Annotated in this window: 17 protein-coding genes and 1 other annotated feature (1 of these 18 running past the window's edge); of the genes, 10 read left to right on the top strand and 7 right to left on the bottom strand. The window is 49.6% G+C overall.

Going from position 1 to position 22,361, the window contains the following annotated elements; all coding sequences use genetic code 11:
* Positions 1-40: a sequence feature (ribosomal protein L10 leader region), on the top strand; it begins 105 nt to the left of the window's first position.
* 53 nt (positions 41-93) lie between these two features.
* The 4 genes from rplJ (at position 94) to rpoC (ending at position 9,021) form a co-directional block, all read left to right on the top strand.
* Positions 94-720, top strand: a complete 627-nt coding sequence (gene rplJ, locus BQ7367_RS03170; protein ID WP_072524189.1) for a 50S ribosomal protein L10 — start codon at positions 94-96, stop codon at positions 718-720.
* Between the two features lie 85 nt (positions 721-805).
* On the top strand, positions 806-1,171 hold the full coding sequence (gene rplL, locus BQ7367_RS03165) for a 50S ribosomal protein L7/L12 (RefSeq protein WP_200786753.1): 366 nt from the start codon (positions 806-808) through the stop codon (positions 1,169-1,171).
* A 263-nt stretch (positions 1,172-1,434) separates the two neighbouring features.
* A complete protein-coding gene (gene rpoB, locus BQ7367_RS03160) occupies positions 1,435-5,298 on the top strand; it encodes a DNA-directed RNA polymerase subunit beta (protein WP_072524187.1) in 3,864 nt (1,287 codons plus the stop codon).
* Positions 5,299-5,316: 18 nt separating this feature from the next.
* Complete coding sequence (rpoC, locus tag BQ7367_RS03155; RefSeq protein ID WP_072524186.1) at positions 5,317-9,021, top strand: DNA-directed RNA polymerase subunit beta'; 3,705 nt, start codon at positions 5,317-5,319, stop codon at positions 9,019-9,021.
* Between the two features lie 129 nt (positions 9,022-9,150).
* Here the strand turns inward: rpoC and BQ7367_RS14530 are convergent, their stop codons facing one another.
* The 7 genes from BQ7367_RS14530 to murC all read right to left on the bottom strand — a co-directional run bounded on the left by BQ7367_RS14530 (position 9,151) and on the right by murC (position 16,006).
* Positions 9,151-9,294 carry a hypothetical protein gene (locus tag BQ7367_RS14530; protein WP_200786692.1) on the bottom strand — a complete coding sequence of 48 codons (144 nt, stop codon included), beginning with the start codon at positions 9,292-9,294 and terminating at the stop codon, positions 9,151-9,153.
* 115 nt (positions 9,295-9,409) lie between these two features.
* Positions 9,410-10,117 carry a response regulator gene (locus tag BQ7367_RS03150; protein WP_072524185.1) on the bottom strand — a complete coding sequence of 236 codons (708 nt, stop codon included), beginning with the start codon at positions 10,115-10,117 and terminating at the stop codon, positions 9,410-9,412.
* Entirely contained in the window at positions 10,110-11,201 is a 1,092-nt protein-coding gene (locus tag BQ7367_RS03145; RefSeq protein WP_072524184.1) for a sensor histidine kinase, read from the bottom strand. Before BQ7367_RS03145 ends, BQ7367_RS03150 begins: the two co-directional genes overlap by 8 nt.
* Before the next feature lie 19 nt (positions 11,202-11,220).
* Positions 11,221-12,405 (bottom strand): ribose-phosphate pyrophosphokinase, encoded by a 1,185-nt coding sequence (locus BQ7367_RS03140; RefSeq protein WP_072524183.1) that lies wholly within the window; start codon positions 12,403-12,405, stop codon positions 11,221-11,223.
* Positions 12,405-13,403 (bottom strand): ATP-binding protein, encoded by a 999-nt coding sequence (locus tag BQ7367_RS03135; protein WP_072524182.1) that lies wholly within the window; start codon positions 13,401-13,403, stop codon positions 12,405-12,407. Before BQ7367_RS03135 ends, BQ7367_RS03140 begins: the two co-directional genes overlap by 1 nt.
* Positions 13,404-13,417: 14 nt before the next feature.
* Positions 13,418-14,470, bottom strand: a complete 1,053-nt coding sequence (locus BQ7367_RS03130; protein ID WP_072524181.1) for a DnaD domain protein — start codon at positions 14,468-14,470, stop codon at positions 13,418-13,420.
* A gap of 153 nt (positions 14,471-14,623) precedes the next feature.
* Positions 14,624-16,006: a UDP-N-acetylmuramate--L-alanine ligase gene (gene murC / locus BQ7367_RS03125; RefSeq protein WP_072524180.1), complete on the bottom strand. Its 1,383-nt coding sequence runs from the start codon at positions 16,004-16,006 to the stop codon at positions 14,624-14,626.
* A gap of 231 nt (positions 16,007-16,237) precedes the next feature.
* Here murC and BQ7367_RS03120 point away from each other — a divergent pair, with 231 nt between their 5' ends.
* From BQ7367_RS03120 to BQ7367_RS03095, 6 genes are all read left to right on the top strand, one after another.
* Positions 16,238-17,512 (top strand): glucose-1-phosphate adenylyltransferase, encoded by a 1,275-nt coding sequence (locus BQ7367_RS03120; protein ID WP_072524179.1) that lies wholly within the window; start codon positions 16,238-16,240, stop codon positions 17,510-17,512.
* A complete protein-coding gene (gene glgD / locus BQ7367_RS03115; protein ID WP_072524178.1) occupies positions 17,509-18,627 on the top strand; it encodes a glucose-1-phosphate adenylyltransferase subunit GlgD in 1,119 nt (372 codons plus the stop codon). Before BQ7367_RS03120 ends, glgD begins: the two co-directional genes overlap by 4 nt.
* Positions 18,628-18,692: 65 nt before the next feature.
* A complete protein-coding gene (gene spoVG, locus BQ7367_RS03110) occupies positions 18,693-18,980 on the top strand; it encodes a septation regulator SpoVG (protein ID WP_072524177.1) in 288 nt (95 codons plus the stop codon).
* A 282-nt stretch (positions 18,981-19,262) separates the two neighbouring features.
* Positions 19,263-20,282 carry a LacI family DNA-binding transcriptional regulator gene (locus tag BQ7367_RS03105; RefSeq protein ID WP_072524176.1) on the top strand — a complete coding sequence of 340 codons (1,020 nt, stop codon included), beginning with the start codon at positions 19,263-19,265 and terminating at the stop codon, positions 20,280-20,282.
* 11 nt (positions 20,283-20,293) lie between these two features.
* Positions 20,294-21,292, top strand: coding sequence for a ribokinase (locus BQ7367_RS03100; RefSeq protein ID WP_072524175.1), 999 nt, complete (start codon positions 20,294-20,296; stop codon positions 21,290-21,292).
* Positions 21,289-22,344: a BMP family lipoprotein gene (locus tag BQ7367_RS03095; RefSeq protein ID WP_072524174.1), complete on the top strand. Its 1,056-nt coding sequence runs from the start codon at positions 21,289-21,291 to the stop codon at positions 22,342-22,344. Before BQ7367_RS03100 ends, BQ7367_RS03095 begins: the two co-directional genes overlap by 4 nt.
* The last annotated feature ends 17 nt before the right edge of the window (positions 22,345-22,361 follow it).

Here is a 22,361-nt window from a genome sequence, read left to right as displayed (position 1 = left end):
ACCTTCGTGTCTTTGGACGCGGAGGTTTTTATTATACGGCCTCAATTTAACTTTGGCAGTACACGCGAATAAAATAAGGAGGTGTACCAGAAAGTGGCAAAGGTTGAATTAAAACAGCCGATCGTGCAGGCGATCGCAGAAGAGATCAAAGATGCTCAGGCGGTTGTTCTTGTTGATTATCGTGGACTTACAGTTGCCCAGGACACAGAGCTCCGTAAGCAGCTCAGAGAAGCAGGCATCATCTACAAAGTTTACAAAAACACGATGATGAAGAGAGCTTTTGAAGGAACTGAGTTTGAAGGTCTTGAAAGCTGCCTGGAAGGACCCAGCGCGATTGCGGTCTCAAAGGATGACGCGACAGCACCGGCAAGAATCATCTGCAAATTTGCGAAGGACGCTCCGGCACTGGAGTTAAAGGGCGGAGTTGTAGAGGGAACGGTCTATGATGTTGCGGGACTTACAGAACTTTCCAAGATCCCGTCAAGAGAAGAACTTCTCTCCAAACTGCTTGGAAGCTTGCAGTCACCCATCGCCAACTTTGCTCGTGTGCTTAATCAGCTCGCGGAAAAAGGCGGCGCGGCAGCAGTAGAGCCGACAGAAGCTCCGGCGGAAGAAGCGGCGGCTGAGCCTGCTGAGGCCCCGGCAGAAGAGGCAGCAGCTGAGCCGGCAGAAGCTCCGGCAGAGGAAGCAGCGGCTGAGACTCCGGAAGCAGACGCATAAGATCCGGAAGATACGGAACCCCGGACGGGGATGAAATGTAAGAAAATAATCAATAAAGAAAATGGAGGATATGAAAATGGCTAAATTGACAACAGCTGAAATGATCGAAGCGATCAAAGAGTTATCAGTATTAGAGCTGAATGAGCTTGTAAAAGCTTGTGAAGAAGAGTTCGGCGTATCTGCAGCAGCAGGCGTTGTAGTTGCGGCAGCAGGCGGAGAGGCAGCAGCTGCTGAGGAGAAGGATGAGTTTGATGTAGAGCTTGTTTCCGCAGGCGCTTCCAAGGTTAAAGTTATCAAGGCTGTACGTGAGATCACAGGTCTTGGACTGAAAGAGGCGAAAGAACTTGTTGACAACGCTCCGAAGGTAGTCAAAGAAGGCGTTTCCAAGGCTGAGGCTGAGGAGATCAAGGCTAAACTTGAGGCTGAAGGCGCAGAAGTTAACATGAAATAATCCCCTTGGGAAAAGGAAAGCCGCAGAAAAATTTTTCTGCGGCTTTTTGTACAGTGCGTTGTCGAATGAAGGCGTAATGATATCATATATGGGGGAAAATGTCAAGAAAAACCTATAAAATAGTTGTTGACAATAAAAAGAGCTTTGTGTTATAGTAAAAAATGCACTATTATGGAAAGGTATGCCATATTAGCGGCAGAAATTACTGTCACATGGCTCTTTTTCGTTATAAATAGAGAATACCAGGAGGAGTGAAAACGTCAATGGAGAAAAACAGGATCCGTCCCATCAAAACCGGAAAAGGCTTCCGCATGAGCTATTCCAGGCAGAAGGAAGTATTGGAGATGCCGAATCTTATTGAGGTTCAGAAGGATTCCTACCAGTGGTTTCTGGATGAAGGCCTGAAAGAAGTATTCGACGATATTTCCCCGATCGCTGACTACAGCGGACATCTGAGTCTGGAGTTTGTAGATTTCACGCTCTGTGAAGACGATGTGAAGTACACGATCGATGAGTGCAAAGAGCGCGACGCGACATATGCGGCACCCCTGAAGGTGAGGGTGAGGCTCCACAACAAAGAGACTGATGAGATCAATGAACATGAGATTTTCATGGGAGATCTTCCTCTGATGACAAAGACAGGAACGTTTGTTATCAATGGCGCGGAGCGTGTCATTGTCAGTCAGCTTGTTCGTTCCCCAGGGATTTATTATGGCATCGCCCATGACAAACTTGGAAAGAAACTCTATTCTGCGACGGTCATCCCCAACAGAGGCGCATGGCTTGAGTATGAGACAGACTCCAACGACGTTTTTTATGTGCGCGTTGACCGTACGAGGAAAGTACCGATCACAGTACTGATCCGCGCTCTTGGAGTGGGTACGAACGCGGAGATCATAGAGATGTTCGGCGAGGAGCCCAAGATCCTCGCAAGTTTTGGTAAGGACACTGCTGAGAATTATCAGGAGGGTCTGTTAGAGCTGTACAAAAAGATCCGTCCCGGAGAGCCGCTGGCGGTGGACAGCGCGGAAAGCCTGATCAACAGTATGTTCTTTGATCCGAGAAGGTATGACCTGGCCAAAGTGGGTCGTTATAAATTCAATAAGAAGCTGATGCTCAGGAACCGGGTGAACGGACAGATCCTGGCAGAGGATGTAGTGAGTCCGCTGACCGGAGAAGTTGTGGCTGAAAAAGGGACAAAGCTTACCCGGGAGATCGCGGACGCGATCCAGAATTCCGCGGCGGCGTTTCTTTGGGTAGAGGGGGAGGACGAGACCAGGAATATCAAAGTCCTTTCCAATATGATGGTAGATCTTCAGGCGATCGTGGACATCGATCCGAAGGAAGTGGGTGTGACCGAGCAGGTGTACTATCCGGTCCTGGCAGGGATCATTGAGGAGTCCGCAGGGGATATCGACGAGATGAAGCGGATGATCCGGAGAGATATCCATGATCTGATCCCGAAACATATCACGAGGGATGACATTCTTGCGTCCATTAACTATAATATCCATCTTGAGTATGGACTTGGAAATGACGACGATATCGACCATCTGGGCAACCGCCGGATCCGTGCGGTGGGCGAGCTGCTCCAGAATCAGTACCGGATCGGTCTGTCCAGACTGGAGAGAGTTGTCCGTGAGCGTATGACCACACAGGATCAGGAGGGGATCTCTCCTCAGTCACTGATCAATATCAAGCCCGTGACAGCGGCAGTGAAAGAGTTCTTCGGCTCCTCTCAGCTGTCTCAGTTCATGGATCAGAACAACCCGCTGGGAGAGTTGACCCACAAGAGACGTCTGTCTGCTCTGGGTCCCGGAGGTCTGTCGAGAGACCGGGCCGGATTCGAGGTCCGCGACGTGCATTATTCCCACTACGGAAGAATGTGTCCCATCGAGACCCCTGAAGGTCCCAACATCGGTCTGATCAACTCTCTGGCATGTTATGCCAGGATCAATCAGTACGGTTTTATTGAGGCGCCGTACCGCAAGATCGACAAAACAGATCCGGAGAATCCGGTGGTCACAGATGAGGTCATCTACATGACCGCGGATGAGGAAGATAATTACCATGTGGCTCAGGCGAATACCCCGCTGGATGAGGAAGGCCACTTTATCCATAAGAATGTGTCCGGACGTTACCGGGAGGAGACCCAGGAGTACGAGAGAAGCAAGTTCGACTACATGGACGTTTCTCCGAAGATGGTGTTCTCGGTCGCGACGGCACTGATCCCGTTCCTTGAGAACGACGATGCCAACCGCGCACTTATGGGATCCAACATGCAGCGTCAGGCCGTGCCGCTTCTTACGACGGAGACTCCGGTAGTGGGAACGGGAATGGAAGTGAAGGCAGCGGTTGACTCCGGTGTGTGTGTTATTGCGGAGCAGGGAGGAACCGTTGAGAGTTCCACCTCCACGGAGATCGTGATCCGTCATGAGGACGGAACAAAGAAGACATACAAGCTGACCAAGTTCCAGCGGAGCAATCAGAGCAACTGCTACAATCAGCGCCCGATCGTAAATAAAGGGGACGTGGTAGAAGAAGGTCAGGTCATCGCGGACGGACCGTCTACATCCGGCGGAGAGATGGCTCTCGGAAAGAACCCGCTCATCGGATTCATGACCTGGGAGGGATATAACTACGAGGACGCGGTCCTCTTAAGTGAGAGACTGGTACAGGATGACGTTTATACTTCCGTTCATATCGAGGAATATGAGGCGGAAGCCAGAGATACAAAGCTGGGACCTGAGGAGATCACCAGAGATATCCCGGGTGTCGGCGATGACGCCCTGAAGGACCTGGATGAGAGAGGTATTATCCGTATCGGCGCGGAGGTACGCGCAGGCGATATCCTTGTCGGCAAGGTTACACCGAAGGGTGAGACGGAGCTGACCGCGGAGGAGAGACTGCTGCGAGCCATCTTCGGCGAGAAGGCCCGGGAAGTAAGAGACACTTCCCTGAAGGTGCCTCATGGAGAGTACGGGATCGTCGTGGACGCGAAGGTATTTACCAGAGAGAACGGCGACGAACTGTCTCCGGGAGTGAACCAGGCAGTCCGTATCTATATCGCCCAGAAGAGAAAGATCTCCGTGGGTGACAAGATGGCCGGACGTCACGGAAACAAGGGTGTTGTTTCCCGCGTGCTGCCGGTGGAGGATATGCCGTTTTTGCCCAACGGACGTCCGCTGGATATCGTGTTGAACCCGCTGGGTGTGCCCTCCCGTATGAACATCGGACAGGTGCTGGAGATCCATTTAAGTCTTGCGGCAAAAGCACTTGGATTTAATATTTCCACTCCGGTATTTGACGGAGCGGATGAAAATGATATCATGGACACTCTTGATCTGGCCAATGACTATGTGAATCTTGAGTGGGAGGAATTTGAGAAGAAGCACGGACAGGAACTGCTTCCGGAAGTGCTCCAGTACCTCTCTGACAACAGAGAACACAGAAAACTCTGGAAGGGTGTGCCGATCTCAAGAGACGGTAAAGTGCGTCTGCGTGACGGACGGACCGGAGAGTTCTTCGACAGTCCGGTCACCATCGGACACATGCACTACCTGAAGCTCCACCATCTGGTAGATGACAAGATCCATGCCCGTTCCACCGGACCATACTCTCTCGTCACACAGCAGCCGCTGGGCGGTAAGGCACAGTTCGGCGGACAGCGCTTCGGAGAGATGGAGGTGTGGGCTCTGGAGGCTTACGGCGCGTCTTATACACTGCAGGAGATCCTGACTGTGAAATCGGACGATGTGGTAGGCCGTGTGAAGACTTACGAAGCGATCATCAAGGGAGAAAATATCCCGGAACCGGGAGTTCCCGAGTCCTTCAAGGTGCTCTTAAAAGAGCTCCAGTCCCTGGCTCTGGATGTCCGCGTGCTGCGCGACGACAACACAGAGGTGGAGATCATGGAGAACGTGGATTACGGCGAGACAGACCTGCGCCATATCATCGAGGGCGACAGAAAGTACCGCGACGAGAACGAATCCTTTGGTGACCACGGATTCACCGAGCAGGAGTTCGTGGGCGAGGAGCTTGAAGATGTGGAGCCTGAGGAGGAACCGGACGACAGTGATCTGGACGCCCTTGAATTCGACGAGTATTCCGGCTATGATGAAGAATAATTGGGAGGAGCCATATATATGCCAAATAACAACGAAAAACAATATCAACCGTTAACATTTGATGCGATCCGAATCGGTCTGGCTTCACCGGAAAAGATTCTGGAGTGGTCCAGAGGCGAGGTCACAAAGCCGGAGACGATCAATTACAGGACATTAAAGCCGGAGAAGGATGGTCTGTTCTGCGAGAGGATCTTCGGGCCCAGCAAGGACTGGGAGTGCCACTGCGGGAAGTACAAAAAAATCCGTTATAAAGGTGTAGTGTGTGACCGGTGTGGCGTTGAGGTCACGAAAGCCAGTGTGCGCCGCGAGCGTATGGGACATATCGCCCTGGCGGCTCCGGTATCCCATATCTGGTATTTTAAGGGAATTCCCAGCCGGATGGGACTGATCCTGGATATTTCTCCGAGAACACTGGAGAGAGTGCTGTATTTTGCCTCCTATATCGTTCTGGACAAAGGTGAGACAGACCTGCAGAATAAGCAGATCCTGTCCGAGGCCGAATACCAGGAGCAGAAAGAGAAATGGGGCAGCGGCGCCTTCCGTGTAGGAATGGGAGCCGAGGCCATCAAAGAGCTTCTTGAGGCCATTGACCTTGAGAAGGAATATAATGAACTGCAGGGTGCGCTGGAAAATGCCACAGGGCAGAAACGCGCCAGGATCGTGAAGCGTCTGGAAGTCGTGGAGGCGTTCCGAGAGTCCGGAAACCGTCCGGAATGGATGATCCTGACTGCAATACCGGTGATCCCGCCGGATCTGCGTCCTATGGTGCAGCTGGACGGCGGACGTTTCGCTACATCTGATCTGAACGATCTGTATCGGCGTATCATCAACAGGAACAACCGTCTGAAGAGACTGCTGGAGCTGGGTGCTCCGGATATCATCGTGCGCAACGAGAAGCGGATGCTCCAGGAGGCAGTGGATGCTCTGATCGACAACGGCCGCCGTGGCCGTCCGGTGACAGGCCCGGGTAACCGTGCCCTGAAGTCCCTGTCTGACATGCTGAAGGGAAAATCCGGACGTTTCCGTCAGAATCTTCTTGGAAAACGTGTGGACTATTCCGGACGTTCCGTTATCGTGGTAGGACCGGAGCTGAAGATCTATCAGTGCGGTCTTCCGAAAGAGATGGCCATCGAGCTGTTCAAGCCTTTCGTTATGAAAGAACTTGTGGCCAATGGTACCGCTCATAATATAAAGAACGCGAAGAAAATGGTGGAGAGACTCCAGCCGGAGGTATGGGATGTGCTGGAGGAGGTCATCAAAGAGCATCCGGTTATGCTGAACCGTGCCCCCACGCTCCACAGACTGGGTATCCAGGCTTTTGAGCCGATCCTTGTGGAAGGTAAGGCGATCAAGCTGCATCCCCTTGTGTGTACGGCGTACAACGCGGACTTCGACGGAGACCAGATGGCGGTGCATGTGCCGCTGTCACAGGAAGCTCAGGCTGAGTGCCGGTTCCTTCTGCTCTCCCCGAATAACCTGCTGAAGCCGTCTGACGGAGGTCCGGTAGCCGTACCTTCGCAGGATATGGTCCTGGGTATCTATTATCTGACCCAGGTAAGACCGGGCGCAAAGGGAGAGGGAATGTTCTTCAGAAGCACCAGCGAAGCGATCCTTGCTTATGAAAACGGCTATATTACGCTGCATTCACAGATCAAGGTGCGGGTTTCAAAGAAAATGCCGGATGGTACTGTGAAGACCGGTGTGATTGACGCCACACTGGGACGTCTGCTGTTTAACGAGATCATTCCTCAGGATCTGGGATTTGTGGACAGAGAAGTGGAAGGAAACGAACTTCTGCTGGAGATCGATTTCCATGTGGGTAAGAAGCAGTTAAAGCAGATCCTTGAAAAGGTCATCAATACCCACGGCGCCACGCAGACAGCAGAAGTGCTGGATGATGTGAAATCCATCGGATATAAATATTCTACAAGAGCGGCCATGACTGTATCTATTTCAGATATGACCGTGCCTCCGGAGAAGCCTCAGCTGATCGAGGAAGCGCAGAATACCGTTGACCGGATCACCAAGAACTATAAACGTGGTCTCATCACGGAAGAAGAGCGTTACAAGGAAGTTGTAGAGACATGGAAAGCAACCGACGATAAGCTGACAGACGCGCTGCTTTCCGGTCTGGATAAATATAATAATATCTTTATGATGGCAGATTCCGGAGCCCGTGGCTCTGACAAGCAGATCAAACAGCTTGCCGGCATGCGTGGACTGATGGCGGACACCACAGGACGTACCATCGAGCTGCCGATCAAATCAAACTTCCGTGAAGGTCTGGACGTACTGGAGTATTTCATGTCTGCCCACGGAGCGCGGAAAGGTCTGTCGGATACGGCCCTGCGTACGGCTGACTCCGGTTACCTGACGAGACGACTTGTTGACGTTTCCCAGGAGCTGATCATCCATGATTCAGACTGTGTAGAACCGGGCGAGGAGATCCCCGGCATGTATGTACACGCGTTCATGGATGGAAACGAAGAGATCGAGAGTCTCAAGGAGCGTATTACAGGACGCTATTCCTGTGAGGATATCAAGGACAAAGACGGCAATGTGATCGTCAAGGCGAACCATATGATCACACCGCACCGCGCGGAGCGCGTGACGAAGAAAGGCGTGGATGAGAACGGCAATCCGCTTGAAAAAGTGAAGATCCGTACCATCCTTACCTGTAAGTGCAAGAACGGAGTATGCTCCAAGTGTTATGGCGCCAACATGGCGACAGGAGAAGCCGTTCAGGTAGGTGAGGCGGTCGGAATCGTTGCCGCTCAGTCTATCGGTGAGCCGGGTACCCAGCTTACCATGCGTACCTTCCATACAGGAGGAGTCGCCGGTGACGATATTACCCAGGGTCTTCCCCGTGTGGAGGAGCTCTTCGAGGCCAGAAAACCGAAGGGTCTCGCGATCATCACAGAATTTGCCGGAAAGGCGACGATCAGTGATACAAAGAAGAAGAGGGAGATCATTGTTACGAATGATGAGACAGGTGAGTCCAAAGCTTACCTTATCCCATATGGATCCCGCATCAAGGTGCAGGACGGAGCGGAGCTGGAAGCCGGAGATGAGCTGACAGAAGGAAGCGTAAATCCTCACGATATTCTGAAGATCAAGGGCCTGCGCGCTGTACAGGACTATATGCTTCAGGAAGTACAGCGTGTATACCGTCTGCAGGGTGTTGATATCAATGACAAGCACATCGAAGTGATCGTGCGTCAGATGCTTAAAAAAGTCCGCATTGAAGAAAAGGGAGACACAGAATTCCTTCCGGGAACTATGGTGGATGTACTGGAATTCAATGAGGTAAATGAGCAGATGGAGGCGGAAGGAAAAGAGCCTGCTGTGGGCGAGCAGATTATGCTTGGTATCACAAAGGCATCTCTTGCCACAGATTCCTTCCTGTCCGCGGCATCCTTCCAGGAGACGACCAAAGTGCTGACCGAGGCTGCCATCAAGGGCAAGGTAGACCACCTTGTGGGATTGAAGGAGAACGTGATCATCGGGAAACATATCCCGGCAGGTACGGGTATGAAGAAGTACCGAGATGTGGCACTTAACACAGATTTCCGGATGGATAAAGAACTGGAGCTGGATCTGGAAGAAGGATCAGAAACAGCGGACGAAGAAGTTGCGGAGCATGAAAATACCGCGGCAGCTTTAGAGGAAGAAAATGCAGTATCTGAAGCGCCGGAAGAAGTTGTTCTTGGCACAGAAGAATAATGGAAACAGAACAGGATTCTGATAAAAATAACTGCCGCCCGGCTGAAATTTCAGCCGGGCGGCAGTTATGTGTTCTGATATTTCTTCAAATCCGACAATCTGTCCTGGGACAGTACCGCTTTTGGCAGACTATTTAAACAGTGAAGTGCCAAAACGGGCTTTCCGGTATATTTTCTGGATGATCGTGACAGGAAGGCTGATCAGGATATAAAGCACGGAGAAAACGCCGACAGCTCCGCCTAAGATCGTAAGGATAAGAAGACCTATATTCATAATGCCGCACACTCCTTATGTAAAAAAATAAATATATAACTGATTTTAAAAGAAACGCGCGGTAAATGAAACAGAAGCAGCGGGTTCTTAGCAGAATCTTAACACGAAAACTTAGTTATTCTTCTTCATCCTCTGCCATACGGTAGCCTACTCCCACCTCAGTAAAGATATATTTAGGCTGGGCGGGATCATCTTCGATCTTGCGCCGGATATTGGCCATATTTACACGGAGGATCTTATTGTCGCTGTCCGCGTAAGGCCCCCACACATTGGAAAGGATGGAAGCGTAAGTGATGACCTTCCCGGAATTCTGAGCCAGATAGGCCACGATCTTATATTCAATGGGAGTCAGGTGGATCTCACTGTCCCCTATGGTAAGCAGGCGTCTGGAAAAATCAAGAGTCATCCCTGCGTGTCTGTAAGGACGGATATAGAGGGCACTGTCTGTGTTCAGGCGGTTGCTGTGGCGCAGAGACGCCCGGATGCGGGCCAGAAGTTCAGAAGTACCGAAGGGTTTTGTAAGATAGTCATCAGCACCCAGGTCAAGAGCGGAAACCTTTTCCTGTTCAGCTGTCCGGGCGGATATGACAATGACAGGTGTGCTGGTCCACGTGCGGATATCCTGGATGATCTCGCTGCCGTCCATATCAGGCAGACCAAGATCCAGAAGGATGATGTCAGGGCACTGAGAGCGGATCATCTCCAGACCCTGCTCCCCGGTATCCGCGCAGAGAACACGGTATTCATGCCGCTTCAGAATTTTTCCCATAAAAGTCTGTATATTCTTTTCGTCTTCGATGATCAGAACTGTGAATTTAGGCATCGCTCATATCCTCCTTTTCTTTTGGAAGAGTAAACGTAAACTGCGCCCCGCCGGAAGCGGACAGGTTATGGTTCGAAGCTGTTATCTCGCCTCCATGAGCCCGTATGATCGTTTTACAGATAGAAAGTCCGATCCCGATTCCTCTGTGTCCGTCTGCCCGGTCAGAAGAGATCTGCTGTCCTTCAAAAATGTGAGGAAGCTGTTCTGCCGATATGCCGCGGCCGTAATCTCTTACTGTAAAGCTGATACATTCCGGCTTTTCCTGAATGATCAGGTCAATGGGTTCTGTACTTCCGGAGTGAGTAAAGGCATTTTCAAGCAGATTGATCAGGACCTGCTCGATGAGAGTAGGATCCATGGAAAGCATAAGAAAATCGCCGGGCATATCCACTTTGATCCGAATGTCAGGAAAACGTTTCTTCAGCCTCTGGATCGCCTCTGCCACGACTTCTTCTATCACTTCAGGTGATTTTTTTACTTTGTCCGCGGAATTATCTTTAATGCGGGTCACTGTAAGCAGATTTTCCACCATATTGAGCAGCCACTGTGAGTCATCTTTAATGTTGGAAACAAGCTCTGTCCGCTCCTCATCGGTAAGTTCCGCATAATTTTCCAGATAGGAGGAAGAAGAACCGATGATGCTGGTCAGGGGCGTGCGCAGGTCATGGGAGACTGCCCGCAGAAGATTGGCCCGCAGCTTTTCCTTGTCTGCCTCGGCAAGCGCTTTCTCCCGTTCGCTGATCGCCATACGCTGGCGCTTCAGGGCAGTAGTGGTAGTGCTGGTGATGATGGCGATAGCCAGCATACCAAGGAACGTGACCGGATATCCGTCCAGGGTAAAATTAAACTTAAAATATGGGTATGAGAAAAAGAAATTAACAGCGATCACGCAGAAAAGCGCGGAAAGAATCCCATATACGTATCCGCGGGTCTTCAGCGCGGTCAGGATCAGCGCCAGTGTATACATTACGGTGATGTTGGCTGCATTCTTATTCCCAAAATGAAAAAAACAAAAGGATACTGCTGTGGCTGCCAGCAGCATCAGTACAGTAAACGCGATATCTGATAAAATATTCTTTTTCATAGGCACAAAAGAGAGCCGTTTAAATCGGCTCCCCGTTTTTATATTTCCTGAGAACATTCTGGATCCGTTCATTGGGGCTTAAGAAGGAGCTGATGGATCCGTCGTGGTTCAGTGTATCGATGATGAGCGCGACATATTTGCTCATATCACAGTTGATATAATAAGGCCGGGACAGAAGCTCTGGAGTCTGGTAGATCAGGTTTGTGGTAAGGATACCGTTTATGATACCGTCCTCATAGGCTTTGTCAAACTTTTCCATACCGTTGGTAAACAGTCCGAAGGTGGCGGCGGCATAGATGCGTTTTGCTTTTCTGCGCTTTAATTCCGTGGCCACATCAATGATGCTGTCTCCGGATGAGATCATGTCGTCAATGATGATCACATCTTTTCCTTCTACCGGGCTGCCAAGGAACTCATGAGCGACGATGGGATTGCGTCCGTCAACGATCCTTGTATAATCCCGTCTCTTATAGAACATCCCCATGTCAAGGCCGAGTACATTGGCCAGATAAATGGCACGGTTCGTACCCCCTTCGTCCGGGCTGATGGCCATCATGTGATCGCTGTCGATCTTCAGATCTTTTACATTGCGCAGAAGCCCTTTTATAAACTGATAAGTGGGAGAAACTGTCTCAAATCCGCTTAAGGGGATAGCATTCTGCACCCGCGGATCGTGAGCGTCAAACGTGACGATATTATCCACCCCCATACGCACCAGTTCCTGGAGCGCAAGGGCACAGTCGAGAGATTCCCGGGAACTTCTTTTGTGCTGGCGGCTCTCATAAAGGAAAGGCATGATAACGTTAAGACGCCGCGCTTTTCCGCCGACAGCTGCAATGATCCGTTTCAGATTCTGGAAATGGTCGTCAGGCGACATATGATTGATCCTTCCGGTAAGGGAATATGTGACGCTGTAGTTGCACACATCCACCATCAGATACAGATCCTTTCCGCGGATGGACTCACCGAGGATGCCTTTGGCTTCTCCGGAGCCAAAGCGCGGGACTTTGGCATTGATGAGATAGGAATCTTTCTCATAACCGGAAAACGCGATATCATCCTTGTATTCCGCAGCGCTTTCATGGCGCCATTTTACGAGATAGTCGTTGACTTTGTTCCCCAGTTCCTGGCATCCCTCCAGCGCGATAAGGCCCAGAGCGCCTACCGGAATATTCTCCAAGATTCGTTCTGTTCGGCGTAACATTAATGTTCCTCCCTGTGATTTAACTTTTTCTTGATTCGTATATCATCACCGATCATCTTCAGCAGGATATAGCTGCTTGTGATCCTGGAAAAAGAACGCTCGGTATAGAGGTCCGCGATGGATTCCAGGGACAGGTTGGTGGAGATGATCGTTGATTTCCTGTGTATAAGCCTTTCGTTGATGCAGGTAAAAAACTGTGAAGCGATAAAGGCGTTGGTGTATTCACTTCCCAGATCGTCGATGATCAGAAGATCGCAGTGGAAGATATAGTCACTCATATTTTTGGCGTCGATATCATTCCGGTCAAACTTGTTCTGCGTCAATGCACTGAACAGCTGGGGAGCGGAGAAATAGAGCACGGAAAATTCCCGGTCCATGATCTCCCTGGCAATGCACGTGGAAAGAAATGTTTTTCCCACGCCCACACTCCCATAGAATAAAAGATTCTGAAATTTTTCCCCGAAATGATCGATAAACTGATGGCAGACGCGAAGCGTATCCTCCATCATGGCACGGGCAGAACGCCCGGTTGTTTTATCATACTGGGCATCCGAGTAAAAATCAAGGCTGAAATTGTCAAAAGACGCCTCTGTCGGAAATTCTTTGATGTTAGATTCTTCGTATAAAAGACGGATGACTGCCTGCCGGAAGCAGTGGCATTTCTGATCTCCGATATAACCGGTATCCCGGCAGTCCGGGCAGTCGTAGACCGGATCAAGATAATCTTCCGGGAACCCGCCGGAGGCGAGGAGAGCCTGTTTGCTTTTTCTCAGGATCCCCAGTTCTTCTTTTAAAGAAGAAAGAGCATGGTCATCCCCGTTTAAAAGCTTTTTGCCGTACTGTACAGAAAGGACGGAGATGGACTCGTCCAGTGTCTTGAATTCAGGCAGCTTTCTGTATACTTCTTCATAGCGCTCTGCCTGGATATTGTGATTTTTCAGCTGTGTCTGTTCATACTGCCGCATGATGGCGTAATATTGTGCGTTCTTCAGTGGCATGGCTGTAGCTCCTTCTAATTGCTGTTCAACAACTGTTCCTCAAGGGAATCCATATCATAGCTGCGGCGTTCAAAATTGTTCAGATTTCTTGCGGCGGGCCTGGATTTGAGGGAAGATTTTGCCGAAGAACGTTCTTTCTGATGGGCCTCATCAAGTATGGACACATCCTTAAGGTGGCGGATATTTTTCTCATGCCATCTGGTCAGGATAGAATCCGCGTATTCAAAACTGGGCTGATGGGTGGAAGTGATGGTACGCCGGCATGCTTCCTCTATGATATCGGAAGAAAATCCATATTCATCTGCCCATTTATTGATATATTCGATCTCTGAGGGCGCAGGCCCCCGGTTTTTGATACCGAACGCGTTGAGGACGGTATAGCAGCTCCGGCTGTAGAGGGCGGAACGCTCTTTTGCCTGAGGAACGGTCTCGATGCCGCTCTCCGCCCAGGAAAAAGCAACCTTCCGTATATAATGCATACTTTTGTGGCCGTTTTCTACGCAGGACTCGATCAGGTATTCGATCAGGTCCGCGGACATGTGAAGATTGTCATAAAAATAGGTAATGGTCTCCATCTCCGTGTGAGTCAGCGTTTTTCCCAGATACTGTTCCGCGATGAAGAGAAGAGATTTGATCTCCTTCTGAGCGCGGAAGGTATCCAGCTGGACCGCTTTGCCGGAGGTCTTCTGCTGCCGGGAAGGCTCTCTGCCGGTTTCTGCCTCTGAAGCAGGAGCCGGCATGGAATCCCTGGAGGTTGTCCCGGACCTCTGAGAAGTTTTCAGAAGTTCAAGTCCGCAGACCTTTCCCTCGGAGTCCTTTTCCACCCTGAGAAGTCCCGCGGATTCCCAGTAGCGGAATGCGCGGAGGATGTCTTTTTCTGTATTGTTCAGACAGTCTGCGATGGTCGAGACTGTAATGGATGAACAGGGATCATCCAGATGGCGGAGAAGAAAAAGATAGACTTTCACAAATTCGCCGTTGGCGTCTGCCATATAGTTGTCAATAAAATCGTTCGGCAGCAGAGTCGCGTTTGTCTGATATTTGGTTTTTAATGTTAAAGTCTTCATATTTCGGTCCCACTTTCTTTCAATCCCTTTATTTGGCACATATAAATATATCACCTTATTCCCGGGTTAAAAAGCTTTTTTTCGTGGGTAAGTCCGGCTTTTTTGTAGATAATTCTGTTAAGAACTTGTGGATAACTCCGGAATCCCCTGTGATCAAAGGGATTGGAGAAGGTCTTCACCCACGGTCACCACGTCTCCGGCGCCCATAGTAATGAGGAGGTCTCCGGGGCGGCAGTTCGTCTTCAGGAACGCTTCGATCTCCTGAAAACTGGGGAAGTAGTGAGTGTCTGTCCCAAGTTTTGCTGTTTCTTCTGCCAGGTCCGCGGAAGAGATCCCCAGGGTATCTGTTTCGCGGGCAGCATAGATGTCAGCCAGGACCAGGTGATCCGCGTGGGAAAGTGCCTCCGCGAACTCATGAAAGAAGGCTTTTGTCCGGGTATAGGTGTGAGGCTGGAATACACACCACACACTGTTGTGAGGGGAGTGCTGGGCCGCTTTTAAGGTGGCTTCGATCTCGGTGGGATGGTGGGCGTAATCGTCCACTACGGTAACCCCGTTGAATTCCCCTTTATATTCAAAACGCCGGTCCGTTCCTGTGAAGGAGAGGAGACCTTTCTGCGTTACTTCCATCGGAATATCCAAAAGATCCGCGACAGCGATGGCGGACAGAGCATTGGATACATTGTGGTCGCCGGTCACAGAAAGACAGATGCGGCCGGCAGGTTCTCCGTGCCGGATCAGGTCAAAAGAGACATGTCCTTTTTCATCGTAGGCGAGCTTATCAGCGCTGTAGTCAAAGTCATGGGATGAGCCGTAGGTCACTACATTGCAGGAAAGCCCGCGGTAGATTTCCGGATAGTCTTTGATATCTCCGTTAATGACCAGCGTTCCGTCGTCCGGCAGAAGCTCTGCGAACTGGTGGAATGAATGACGGATATCCTCCAGATCTTTGAAGAAATCCAGATGATCCTCTTCTATATTAAGGATCACGCTGATCTTCGGAAAGAAATGGAGGAAACTGTTCGTGTATTCACAGGCTTCCGTGATAAAGACACCGGAGTTCCCCACCCGGATATTGCCGCCGATGGCCTTGAGGATGCCGCCCACCGAGATGGTCGGGTCCATATCCGCCTCCAGAAGGATGTGGGAGATCATGGATGTAGTGGTCGTCTTGCCGTGAGTCCCAGATACAGCGATGGGAGTATCATAATTCTTCATAAGCTGGCCCAGCAGTTCTGCCCGGGTCAGCATGGGGATCTTCTGTGCCACGGCTTCGATCAGTTCCGGATTGCTCCTGCTGATGGCTGCGGTGTAGACGACACAGCCGATGCCCGGTGTGATGTTTTCCGCTTTCTGGCCATAGGTGATATGGGCGCCTCTGGACACGAGTTTTTTCGTCAGAGGGGATTCTTTCGAGTCCGAACCGGACACGGCAAATCCCTCTTTCAGTAAAATTTCAGCCAGCCCGCTCATGCTGATGCCGCCGATCCCGATAAAGTGGACATGGATCGGGTGGTCAAAATCGATCTTATACATATGGTCTTCCTCTCTTCTTCTCTGATATTTCCTTTTAAAATTTGCAGACTACAGTCATAAAATATTCCAATCTACTATATTATACTATATATGATTAAAATTGAAAGATGTTCTTTTTGTGTGAAATTAACAAAAAGTAAAAAAATTTCAAGAAAAAATTGTAAAAATTTTATTGGATAAAAATAAATATATGGTATAATGAAGGTATCTAACTAGAAATGAGGTGACGCAATGTTTAAAAAGGAAATGATTGCCATGCTGCTGGCGGGCGGACAAGGCAGTCGACTGGGGGTCCTTACAGCAAAAGTCGCAAAACCTGCTGTGGCTTTTGGCGGCAAGTACCGTATCATTGATTTCCCGCTGAGCAACTGTATCAATTCGGGAATCGATACCGTGGGAGTGCTGACACAGTATCAGCCGCTGCGTCTGAACACCCATATAGGGATCGGCATCCCGTGGGATCTGGACAGAAACATTGGAGGGGTGTCCATCCTGCCGCCCTATGAGAAAAGCTCCAACAGTGAGTGGTACACGGGGACGGCCAATGCCATCTATCAGAACCTGAACTATATGGAGACTTATAATCCGGACTATGTGCTGATCCTATCCGGCGACCACATTTATAAGATGGATTACGAAGTGATGCTGGATTTTCATAAGGCGAACAAGGCAGATATCACGATCGCTGCCATGCCGGTGCCCATGGAGGAAGCCAGCCGGTTCGGCATCGTTGTGACAGACAGCGACAACCGGATCCGGGAATTTGAGGAAAAGCCGGAGAAGCCAAGCAGCAATCTGGCGTCCATGGGGATCTACATTTTCAGCTGGCCTGTGTTAAAAGAGGCGCTGATCAAGCTTTCTGATCAGCCGAACTGCGATTTCGGCAAACATATCATCCCTTACTGCCATAACAGGGGGGACAGGCTGTTCGCCTATGAGTACAACGGTTACTGGAAGGATGTGGGAACCTTAAGCTCCTACTGGGAGGCCAACATGGAGCTGATCGACATCATTCCGGAATTTAATCTTTACGAGGAATTCTGGAAGATCTACACAAACAGCGCGAATATTCCACCTCAGTATATCGCGGAGCAGGGAGTGGTAGACCGGTGCATCATCAGCAACGGCTGTGAGATCTGCGGAGAAGTGCACAGCTCAGTTCTGGGCGGCAGCATTACGCTTGGAAAAGGCAGCGTTGTGCGTGATTCCATTATCATGCAGGGCGTGACCATCGGCGAGAACTGTGTGATCGACAAGGCGATCATCGCGGAAGATACTGTGATCGGGGACAACGTGGTGATCGGAGTGGGCAGCGACGTGCCCAACAAGACAAAACCGAACATCTACAGCGGCGGGCTGGCGACCATCGGTGAGAACTCCGTCATTCCCTCCAATGTACAGATCGGAAAGAATACCGCCATCAGCGGAGTGACAAGCGCGGATGATTACAGAGACGGAGTGCTGGAGAGCGGTGAGACATTGATAAAGGCAGGTGACAGGATATGAGAGCGGTAGGGATTATCCTGGCTGGAGGAAACAGCCGGAAGATGCATGAACTGACAGCGAAGCGCGCTGTGGCGGCGATGCCCATTGCGGGGAGTTACCGCGCCATCGATTTTGCGCTCAGCAACATGACAAATTCTCATATCCAGAAAGTGGCGGTACTGACTCAGTACAACGCAAGGTCGCTTAATGAACATCTGAATTCCTCCAAGTGGTGGGATTTCGGGAGGAAGCAGGGCGGACTTTATGTATTTACGCCGACGATCACTGCTGACAATGGATACTGGTACAGAGGAACGGCAGACGCCATTTACCAAAATCTGGATTTTCTGAGAAAATGCCATGAGCCATATGTGATCATTACATCCGGCGACGCTGTGTACAAGCTGGATTACAATAAAGTACTTGAATACCATATTGCGAAAAAAGCGGATATCACCGTGGTATGTAAAGAGATGGAACCCGGTGAGGATGTCACCCGGTTCGGGACAGTCCGCATGAACGAGTCATCGCGGATCGAGGAGTTTGAGGAAAAGCCGATGGTGGCGCATTCTCAGACCGTATCGACGGGGATCTATGTGATCCGCAGGCGGCAGTTGATCGACCTTGTGGAACACTGCGCGGAGGATGAGAGACACGATTTTGTAACCGATATTCTGATTCGCTATAAGAATCTTAAGCGGATCTACGGTTATAAAATAAACAGCTACTGGAGCAACATTTCAACGGTAGATGCATATTACCGGACGAATATGGATTTCCTGAAACCGGAAGTGAGGAATTACTTCTTCCGTGAGCTTCCCAGTATTTATTCCAAGGTGAGCGATCAGCCGCCGGCAAAATATAATCCTGGCGCTGTTGTCAAGAACAGCCTTGTGGGGAGCGGAAGTATTATCAACGGAACGATAGAGAATTCCATCATCTTTAAGAAGGTATTCGCGGGAAACAACTGCGTGATCAAGAATTCCATTATACTGAATGATGTGTATCTGGGGGATAATACCTACATTGAGAACTGCATCGTTGAAAGCCGTGACACGATCAGAGCAAATACACGGCATGTGGGAGAGAATGGAGTGAAAGTAGTTGTAGAGAAAAACGAACGGTATGCATTATGACCGTATTTTAAGTACTATCATGCTGCGGGGAAAAGCGGCTGGAAGAGGAAAGGAGAACTGAGAGTATGCAGATCACAGATGTACGTGTGCGCAAAGTCGCGAAAGAGGGGAAACTGAAGGCGGTGGTATCGATCACGATCGACGGAGAATTCGTAGTTCACGATATCAAGGTGATAGAAGGGGAAAAAGGAATGTTTATCGCCATGCCGAGCAAAAAGTCACTGGATGGCGAGTACAGAGATGTGGCTCATCCGATCAATTCCGGAACAAGAGAAAAGATCCAGACAAGTATACTTGAAAAATACGAGCAGTCGCTTGAAGAGGAAGAACCGGAAGTTGTAGATGAAATTTGAATATTCTGAAAACAGTCAAAAAAGGGGACAGGCACTTTTTAAAAAGTGCCTGTCCCCTTTTTGCAGTATTTTCCAAATTGCATAAAAAACAGGTAAAATTTTTAAATAAAAACACCATAATACAGAAAAACGCAAACAATACGGAAAAAATACATATAAAAAATAACTAAAAAATTTTAATTATAAAAGAAAAATATAAAACTATTGACTAAATTCTGATAATGATATATACTTATATCAACACATATTAAAACGTTTTAATAAAAATTTAAGGAGTAATCAATGAGAACTACTATTAAAGATGTCGCGGAGAGATGCGGGTATTCGATCGCAACCGTGTCCCTCGTACTGAACAATAAGAAAGTAAGTATACCGCAGACAACCCGGGATAAGGTGTGGAAGGCAGCGACTGAGCTGGGGTACCGCCCGAATCAGCTGGCAGTGAGTATGATCACGAAAAAGACCAATGTTCTGGGGCTGGTTATTCCTGACAACAGCAATATTTTTTTCGCTGACATTTCTAAAGCGATCGAAGTGGCGGCCCATCGTGCCGGATACAATTTGATCTACGGGAATTCTGACAATAATCCGCAGCGTGATCTTGAATACCTGGAGATGTTTGTGGACCGAAGAGTAGACGGGATCATCTATGCGAAATCTACAGCTCTGGACTTCCGAAATAATAAGGAAGTTACCCGTTTTTTTAAAGAACGGACAACACCGATCGTAGCGGTAGACCGGGTAGTAGAAGACAGCAGCATCTGCTCTGTTGTATTGGACCATTTCCGTGGAGGATATCTGGCAGCGAACTATTTACTCGCATCAGGGCACACCCGGATCGGATGCTTTACCGGTCCTCATGATCTGGAATCTTCCCAGGAACGTCTTGCCGGATGCAAACGGGCGTTTGCGGAGGCGGGCATTTCCTTTGACAGCAGTCTTGTTTATGAAGGAAATTATCAGGCGGGAAGTGAGGAGCAGGCACTGGAATATTTTCTCGGGAAAAAAGTCACAGCAGTCTTTGTCTTTAATGACATTATGGCCTATGGACTTTATCGCGAAGCGCGAAGAAGGAACCTGTCGATCCCGAAAGATCTGTCGGTCGTGGGATTTGACGACGTTTTCTTCAGTGAGCTGATCCAGCCGGCGCTGACTACGGTCCGGCAGCCGGTAGCCGAGATGGGAGAATGTGCGGTGGAGACTCTGGTGAGGCTGATCAGGGAAGAAACGAAACCGGAGCAGAGCAGTTATGTATTTACGCCGGAATTAATTGTGCGGGACAGCGTGGCGCCTTTGTTATAAGGAGAAGAATTGTGAAAATATTAAATTTGGGTTCTCTGAATATTGACCGCGTCTATAATGTACATAAATTTGTCGCCGCGGGAGAAACTATCTCTGCTGAAAAATTTGGAATCTTTTTGGGAGGGAAAGGTTTTAATCAGTCAATTGCCATCGCGCGGGCAGGCGGAGAAGTCTATCATGCCGGCGCGGTCGGAACCGACGGGGAAGGTCTGATCTCCCTGTTGGAAGAAGAGAAGGTGCATCTGGATTATCTAAGACAGGTAAAAGGGCCAAGCGGCCATGCTGTTATCCAGGTGGACGATACAGGCCAGAACAGTATTATTGTCTATGCCGGCGCGAACGGCGCTGTAGATCAGGCCTATATCGATGAGGTACTGGGACATTTTGACCAGGGGGACCTTCTGTTATTGCAGAATGAGGTCAGCAATGTAGGATACGCGATTCTGAAAGCTCATGAGAAAGGAATGAAAGTAGCTTTTAATCCTTCGCCCATTACACCTGACCTGTTTAAATATCCGCTGGGGCTTGTCGATTTTTTTATTCTCAATGAGTTGGAGGGAAAAGCCCTTACAGGAGAAAAGGAATATGAGGCGATCCTCGATGCCATGTCAGCAGCTTATCCAAATTCTGTTTCTGTGCTGACGGTAGGAGAGGACGGTGTGATCTACCGGGATCACAGACGGCAGCTGGAGTGCGGGATCTATAAAGTTCCGGTCATGGATACAACCGCGGCGGGAGATACTTTCTGCGGTTATTTCCTGGCAGGTTTATCCCAGGGGCGTTCCATAGAAGAAATATTAAAAAATGCTTCTATGGCCTCGGCAATAGCCGTATCACGAAAAGGAGCGTCTCCTTCCATCCCTACATTTAAGGAGGTGAACGATTTTCTCGGGGAATGGAGCAAAAACCAACCTCATATACCGGATATTGAAAACGGCAGTTTTATTCAGAAAACTGCGGTTGCGCAAGAGGAAAATTTACTGAAAAAAAGAAAGGAAGGAATATTATGAAGAAGTCTTATCGTATCATCAGTTTAGTTTTGACGGTTCTTTTGTGTATGGCTCTGTTCGTCGGATGCGGCGGTTCGAATGACGAAGCGGATTCCGGGGAAAGCTCCGGCGGGGATGACAAGTTTGTAGTTTACGCGCCGCTTTCAGGAGAACTTGGCGATGAAAGCTTCATGGACTCCGCAAACAGAGGACTTGAGTGGGCGCAGGAAGAACTGGACTGTGAAGTAAAGGTAATCCCGGCATCTACAGATGATCCGCAGGCATGGGACCGTAACTTAAGAGAAGCGGCACAGAATCCGGATGTTGACCTTGTGGTCACAGGTGGTACTGTAGTGGCAACAACACTGGAAGAGATCGCTCCGGACTTCCCGGACAAACCGTTCCTGATCTTTGACGCAGAGTCCAATGGCGACAATGTTACCGGAATCAGCTACAAGCAGAATGAAGGCGCGTTCCTGGCAGGAGCTCTGGCGGCTCTTATCACAAAGAACCCGGATCAGTTCCCCAACGCGACAGGCAGCAACACAGTAGCGATCGTAGGAGGCGAGGATATCCCGGTAGGCCGTGACTTTATGGCAGGATTTGAAGACGGAGCAAAATATATCGATCCGAACATCACAGTTGACAGCCGTTTTGCAGGAAGCTTTACAGACCCCCAGAAAGGATATGACACCGCGATGGCAGCCATCAACGACGGGGCAGACGTTGTATATCAGTGCGCGGGACCGGCAGGTCTGGGTGTTTTAAAAGCAGCGGCAGAGTCCGGACGTTATGGACTGGGAAGCGACAGTAATCAGAACCACCTGCAGGAAGGCTATATTCCGGCCAGCGTGATCAAGGCAGTAGACCAGACCGTATTTGACGCAGTAAAACAGGCAAAAGAAGGAAAACTTGAAGCCGGCGTGACGATCATGGGAGATGTAAGCAACGGAGGAATGAATCTGGAAATGGATGAAGAAATGGTACCGGAAGAGTTCCGTCAGCAGATCGAAGACATCAAGGAAAAGATCGCTTCCGGAGAAATTACACCAGCTTCTTACTTTGACGAATAATTAATGGATGATGATGG

It is taken from the genome of Clostridium sp. Marseille-P3244, from assembly GCF_900120155.1.
Classification (GTDB): Bacteria; Bacillota; Clostridia; order Lachnospirales; family Lachnospiraceae; genus Mediterraneibacter.
Note: the sequence above shows the minus strand (reverse complement) of the source record. Positions and strands in the feature narration are given on the sequence as shown.

Excerpts from the sequence above, each read along its gene's own strand:
- rpoB (WP_072524187.1), top strand. The coding sequence starts at position 1,435 with ATGGAGAAAAACAGGATCCGTCCCATCAAAACCGGAAAAGGCTTCCGC.
- rpoC (WP_072524186.1), top strand. The coding sequence starts at position 5,317 with ATGCCAAATAACAACGAAAAACAATATCAACCGTTAACATTTGATGCG.
- BQ7367_RS14530 (WP_200786692.1), bottom strand. The coding sequence starts at position 9,294 with ATGAATATAGGTCTTCTTATCCTTACGATCTTAGGCGGAGCTGTCGGC.
- BQ7367_RS03150 (WP_072524185.1), bottom strand. The coding sequence starts at position 10,117 with ATGCCTAAATTCACAGTTCTGATCATCGAAGACGAAAAGAATATACAG.
- BQ7367_RS03145 (WP_072524184.1), bottom strand. The coding sequence starts at position 11,201 with ATGAAAAAGAATATTTTATCAGATATCGCGTTTACTGTACTGATGCTG.
- BQ7367_RS03140 (WP_072524183.1), bottom strand. The coding sequence starts at position 12,405 with ATGTTACGCCGAACAGAACGAATCTTGGAGAATATTCCGGTAGGCGCT.
- BQ7367_RS03135 (WP_072524182.1), bottom strand. The coding sequence starts at position 13,403 with ATGCCACTGAAGAACGCACAATATTACGCCATCATGCGGCAGTATGAA.
- BQ7367_RS03130 (WP_072524181.1), bottom strand. The coding sequence starts at position 14,470 with ATGAAGACTTTAACATTAAAAACCAAATATCAGACAAACGCGACTCTG.
- murC (WP_072524180.1), bottom strand. The coding sequence starts at position 16,006 with ATGTATAAGATCGATTTTGACCACCCGATCCATGTCCACTTTATCGGG.
- BQ7367_RS03120 (WP_072524179.1), top strand. The coding sequence starts at position 16,238 with ATGTTTAAAAAGGAAATGATTGCCATGCTGCTGGCGGGCGGACAAGGC.
- glgD (WP_072524178.1), top strand. The coding sequence starts at position 17,509 with ATGAGAGCGGTAGGGATTATCCTGGCTGGAGGAAACAGCCGGAAGATG.
- spoVG (WP_072524177.1), top strand. The coding sequence starts at position 18,693 with ATGCAGATCACAGATGTACGTGTGCGCAAAGTCGCGAAAGAGGGGAAA.
- BQ7367_RS03105 (WP_072524176.1), top strand. The coding sequence starts at position 19,263 with ATGAGAACTACTATTAAAGATGTCGCGGAGAGATGCGGGTATTCGATC.
- BQ7367_RS03095 (WP_072524174.1), top strand. The coding sequence starts at position 21,289 with ATGAAGAAGTCTTATCGTATCATCAGTTTAGTTTTGACGGTTCTTTTG.